This is a genomic window from Mesorhizobium sp. M7A.F.Ca.US.007.01.2.1 (genome assembly GCF_003998165.1).
GTDB lineage: Bacteria > Pseudomonadota > Alphaproteobacteria > Rhizobiales > Rhizobiaceae > Mesorhizobium > Mesorhizobium ciceri.
Genome location: NZ_RZQP01000329.1, coordinates 1 through 5,316, shown reverse-complemented (window position 1 = coordinate 5,316; position 5,316 = coordinate 1). Strand labels below are relative to the sequence as shown.

The 5,316-nt window shown below is 64.9% G+C and carries 5 protein-coding genes; all 5 read right to left on the bottom strand.

All coding sequences use genetic code 11. From position 1 onward, the window contains the following. On the bottom strand, positions 1-631 hold a 631-nt coding region (locus EN949_RS32675), incomplete at its 3' end, for a hypothetical protein (protein ID WP_164782614.1). Positions 632-677: 46 nt separating this feature from the next. Beyond that, the gene (locus EN949_RS36240; protein ID WP_206534983.1) at positions 678-1,874 is read right to left on the bottom strand and encodes a hypothetical protein; all 1,197 of its coding nucleotides are present in this window, start codon (positions 1,872-1,874) and stop codon (positions 678-680) included. A gap of 103 nt (positions 1,875-1,977) precedes the next feature. Further along, positions 1,978-2,490 carry a hypothetical protein gene (locus EN949_RS32665; RefSeq protein ID WP_127367854.1) on the bottom strand — a complete coding sequence of 171 codons (513 nt, stop codon included), beginning with the start codon at positions 2,488-2,490 and terminating at the stop codon, positions 1,978-1,980. A gap of 3 nt (positions 2,491-2,493) precedes the next feature. Then, positions 2,494-3,162, bottom strand: a complete 669-nt coding sequence (locus EN949_RS32660) for a hypothetical protein (RefSeq protein WP_127370833.1) — start codon at positions 3,160-3,162, stop codon at positions 2,494-2,496. A gap of 258 nt (positions 3,163-3,420) precedes the next feature. Further along, a partial coding sequence (locus EN949_RS32655) for a hypothetical protein (RefSeq protein ID WP_127371909.1) occupies positions 3,421-5,316 on the bottom strand: 1,896 nt, incomplete at its 5' end.

Sequence of the window (5,316 nt, the reverse complement as noted above, 5' to 3'; positions counted from 1 at the left end):
TTCGGGCGGCAAGGCCGGTCAAGCCACCGCTCTCCGCCGCGCCTACGCCTGCCCGGCCCATCAAACCGAACAACCCCTTCGCCAGGCCATATCCTGACAAGCCGGCCCCGAGCCCCTCCGCCATCCAACCAGCAAGCCCGGCCCGATCCTCGGCATCCTCCGTCGCGGCCTGTTCACGGCTCAGACGGTGCTCGTAGCTCTCGCCTGCTCCTGAAGGGGCCAGCCCGGCAACGAGCGCGTCCGCACCTCCGGCGGTCGCGCCCTTGGCCGTGATCCGACCGATATCCCCGAAAGCCATGCCGAGTTGTTGCAGCGTCGACAGGGTGCTGTACTGGGCCTGAGCTGGGTGTTCCCCAATCCAAGTCAGCCCCTCCCTGAGCGCCGTAAGCTGAGCTTCCAACAGCTCTGGCGTCATTTTTGGATCATGCGCGGCCCTAGCCCGCCATTGGGCTTCCGCCGCCATAGAAAACTGTTCGGCCGTGGCTTTGCGCGCACCCGGGTCGCGGATCGCTAGGACAATCGAACTCGCCCTCGCAAAACGCTTGTTGAACGGTACGCTTGGGTCGATGTATTGCGCGGCTTCATGATCTGCGACAGCCCACGGCAATGGCAGTTTTCTATCGAAACCCATTTCCTGTTGGGCGGCTGTGACCCAAGTGACAGCAGCCTGGAAATCCTCAGGTGTTGTGACCTTGCTCCAGTCCGGAGCTCGGCCCGGCAACAATTTGGCCGACGTAACTGGCAGGGTCGGCGTCCCTCGCAGCCATGATCAACTGGGCGGCACCGGCTCTTACCTCGTATCGTTCGCGCTCTTCCGGTGCGCCGTTAGGCCCAGGTTCGAAGTCCCGAAGCTCCGCATGTATCGCTTGGTTCGGCGCCCGATACATGTCGTTAAAGGCCTTGGCGACGCCCGCCGCTATCCTGAAATTCTCGAAATGCTTCGGGCCGTCTTCCGCGCCGTATACATTGACGAAATCCTGTGCTGTCGGCTCCCTCTCGGGATACTTGCCAGTTGCGGCGATGACAGCCGGGGCGTTTTGCTCCGCGAGTTGCACTTTCGCGCGAGCATCGACCAGTTGGGCTGCGGTCGCAGTGTTGGCCTGATCCCTTAGCGCTGCGAGATCGCTGGGCTTCAGGTACGTGATGGCGTCGAGTGGGATAGCTGGCTTGTCATCAGGCGTCGTCGAACTGCTTCTATCGAATGTCGATGTGCCCCGGACACTGGAGTCACCAACCGCCTCTGCAGTGTCGTCCTTGGTCCGGCTTCCAGCGTGCGCCGCACCCAGCATCTCGGCAGCGCGCTTCGGATCCTGGGCGATCATCGCCTGAACCAGCGCCTTGGCCGTGTTGCTGCGCCAGGCGGCCTCGGCTGTTTGCCGAAAGATCGGGTTGCCGATCCTGGCGATCAGGTCGAAGCCGCTCTGCCGGATCGCCTCGAACCTATCGGTGTCGTTCGGGTTGCCCCGTGCAATGGAACCGGTGGACATGGTGTCGACCTTGGTCCACTCGGCCAACTCATACTCGTCACGGCGCTGGAGCTGCCGCTGAGCCATGCGCAGCGAGCCGACCGCACGCATCGCCTCCTTCTGCCTGGCGAAACCAGCGCGCTGGCTCTCGGGCATATTGGGCAAGGCAGCGTCGAACAGTGTGTCGAACAGGCCTGTTTCGACCACCTGGCTGGTACGCGGATCGACTTGGCCATACATGGCCTCGTGCATGCCGCTGCCATCGGGCGGCGCATTCGCTGTCACTTCGTCTTCCGCCTGCGCGATCCGGCCGTTGAACCGGCGACGCGCCAGCTCGGCGTCGAACGCCTCCTGCTGGTCCTTCATCTGCTGGTAGCGCGCGGCGATAGCCGAGAACTGGTCGCCCAACCCTTGCATGGCGCCGCCAATCGGCGACCCCTGCGGATATTGCGGCGCGTTGCCGGTATCGAGCCGGCGCTGGCCAATGGAAAGGGGGATGATGTGGACCATTTCAGTAGAGCCCCGAATAGCCGCCGGCTATGGCCGCGTTCGCCCGAGGCGAAAATGCAGAACCGCCGAGGCTCACGGCCTTCGTCGGGTCGTAGATTTTGGATAGGCCGCCAACGAGCGCGCTGCCGGCGTTGAAGATCGATGCCGTCGCCGCCTGCTTGCCGGAGAAGCGCGAGATGGCGGCTTGCGTGTTCAGGTTGTTCTGGCGCAGCCGCGAGCCGTACAACATCGCGCCGAGGTCGAGCTGGCCCTGCCTGGCGTTGGCGGCCAGCACCTCGGTCGGCGAGCCTGATAGGCCGACGCCCGAAGCGCCGGCCTGGGCGCGCGCCTGGCCCAGCAGGAGATCCTGCTTGTAGCGCTCCTGGCTCTGCTCGAAGGCGGAACTCTGCGCCTCGGCCTGCGCCTGCTGCCCGTAGGCCTTGGCTTGATAGTCGGCCATCTGCTTCGACTGCTGGCCTTCGACCAGCGCGCCGCCAACGGAAAGGGCGGTGCCGATAAGGGCAAGTGTGCACATGGTTCAGCCTCGTTCGCCAAAGGAAGTGTTTGCGGGAATGAATTTGCTTTTGACGCCGTCCACCGGCGCGCCGAGCGCCGGGCGCGGGTCGAGCGCACCGCCGGGGGTGAGGAACGACACAAGCAGCCTGTCGGCCTGCAGCGCCGGCCGGCTGAGACGGGCGGGGGCAGCGACCCGCGGGCCGGCCATGGCGGCGCGGCGGGTGGTGGTCAGGTTGATCTTCAGCTCGGCGACCCCGGCGGCATCGAACACGCCGTTGGCGGTGGCAATGGTGCGGGCGAGCGCATCGGCCTCGAACAATTCCTGGCGCAGCAGCTCGACCAGCCGGCGGGCGCTGCCCCAGCGTTCGCCGAGCACCGCAGCTTTGGCCTTGATCTCGTCGCCAAGCGCGGCGATATCGGACCGCGCTTCGCTCCGAGCAGCCTCCGCACGGCATTTGCCGGCAGCGACGATGATCTTTTCCAGCAGCCCGATCTGGTCGTTGCAATCGTCCAGCGCGGCACGCGCGGCGGCCAGATCACCATCGCCGAAGACCGCGCGGTCCTCGGCTTGCGCCAGTTCGGTTCTACGGGCGATCACATCGTTGAGGTCGGCATCGAGCATGGCGATGACGGCGGCGAATTCGGCAGCCGTCCGCGCCCTGCCGAGGATTTCGGCATGGTGGGATATCATTTCGGGGAGTGTCCCTTTTTGGAGAAGGTGATGAGCGACCGTCGAAGCCGCCAATCTCCCCCCTCGTGGGGGAGATGCCCGGCAGGGAAGAGGGGGGCGCGACGGATCGCGGCCTTGCCTGACTTGCGTTCTTCTGATGCTTGGAGTGCGTTCGGCAGAGAGTTGGCGCGAAGACGCTAAATTGAAATGCTGGCGGAGCAGCGCCCCTCTCTGGCCTGCCGGCCATCTCCCCCACTTGGGGGGGATTGGCAGCTTCACCTAAGGCTCGGCGTCGAACACCGGCGTGAACGCACGGATCGTGCAAGGCGTAGGATTCACGTGTCGGATCCGCACCCGGCCTTGCCCTTCCCAGCTGTCGTCGATCGGCACCTCGACATTGCCGGTGAACAGCGTCGCCCTTCCGTCCGGCGCGACGATCGAGGGCATGCGCACCGGCTCCCAGCGGCCGCGCATCAAGGACTGGACTTGAAGCCCCGTCGTATCGGTCTCCAGCAGCGACAGGATCACTTTCGCCACCTTCTTGCGGCGGCCGATGATGGAGCCGTCGCGGCCGCCGACATCGAGCTCCAGCGTGTCGGCGCCCGCAGCATAGGGCAGGCCAAGCTGCCATTTGGCGGCGGTGGAACCGCCGGGCAGCGTCACGGTGCCGCCGCCGCTGACGATCAGGCCTCGATAGACTTTTCCGTCGGCGAGAACATCGACGGACTGGCCGGCGAGATGCATGGCGCCGCCCACCGTGGTGACCGCAAGGCCCGTGTAGGTCAGGCCGCAATCGACCTCGAAGGCGTCCGCGATGGCGCCGTATTCGAACGGCGCGGTCTTTATCTCGATGTAGCGCCTGGTCGCGCCGCCAATGCTGCGCTTCACGATCAGCCAGAGATCGTCATTGCCGTCCTGGCCGGGGGTGACCGCAGCGCTCTCGACATCAGCCCAATTTGAACCATCGGGGCCTGCCCCGCTGGCGCTGCCGCCGAGGCGGTGCCGGTGCATGCCGCGCACCTCCTGGCTCGGCTGGTGGGTGTAACCGCCAAGCTCGCCATTCTCGAGCGGGAACCATAGCAACGGGTCGGGATCGGTCTGGAAGGCGAGCTCGACCACACCCTTTTTGGGAATATGCTCGGAGACCTGGCCGACATCGTCCGAAGCAAAACGGCTCTGCGCCGTCTGCGTCAGCTCGGCGATCGATTTGCGCGAGCGTGTGACATAGAGGAACGACTGGCCGGCATCGACCGGGCGGATGCGGGCGCAACCAAAGGTGCGCGAGCGCCGGTTCTTGAACGAGGACGGCGTCAGCGCCTCGTCGATGCCCGAGCCCGACAGCGCGCGGATGCCGCCGCCGGTGCCGATCAGCAGCGCGCCGTCGCTGTCGGCGATCCAGACAATGTCGTTGGCCTGGCCGCCGCCGGCCTGAACGAACTCCAGCGCGTCGTCGTCCTTCTCGCCGAGAGCGAAATTGTCGAAGTCGCCGGTGGCCGAGGCATAGACCGAGAACTTGCGGCTGAAGGCCAGCCGCTCCTCATAGAGCGAGCCGCTCTCCACATGTTTTCCGGGAACAAACGTACCGAGGCGCCAGCGCGTGATCGGGTTCATGTTCGGCAGCGCATGTCCGTAGAGGATGATCTTGACGGCCGTAGTGCTGGTGCGGCTGGTGACCCTGGCCCAGCGCCAGATGCCGTCGGCGCCCAGGAGGCGAATGGATCGACCGACATCAGAGACCTGGAATCCGGTGTCGTTGTTGATGCCGATGATTGAGGACGCCGTAAGATCGAACGGCGTCTGATCGAAAGCGGCGATATGCATCGCCAACTCGGCCGAGACGGTGACAACTGCATCGTCTCCACCGCCGCCGCTGAACACCAGTTGATGGTATTCGAACGCCGATTTGTTTGTGAAGTCGTAGAAGCGGGTCTCGCCATTGCCCCAGCCGAGTTCGCCCGTACGCGTGTCCAGGGTTACCCAGTTGGTGCCATCATTCGAACCCTGCAATTCCCAGGCAGTGAAGAAATCGTAATCGCCAGTTGCCAGCCGCGACGTGGTGATCCAGTAGGCATCGACCACGCGCTGAGCGCCGCCGGCATTGCGGAACCGGATGTAACCGTCGCCGCCGCTTGCAATTTCGATATCCTGCGTCTTGTCGCGGTCGAACATCTGCCA

Excerpts from the sequence above, each read along its gene's own strand:
- EN949_RS32665 (WP_127367854.1), bottom strand. The coding sequence starts at position 2,490 with ATGTGCACACTTGCCCTTATCGGCACCGCCCTTTCCGTTGGCGGCGCG.
- EN949_RS32660 (WP_127370833.1), bottom strand. The coding sequence starts at position 3,162 with ATGATATCCCACCATGCCGAAATCCTCGGCAGGGCGCGGACGGCTGCC.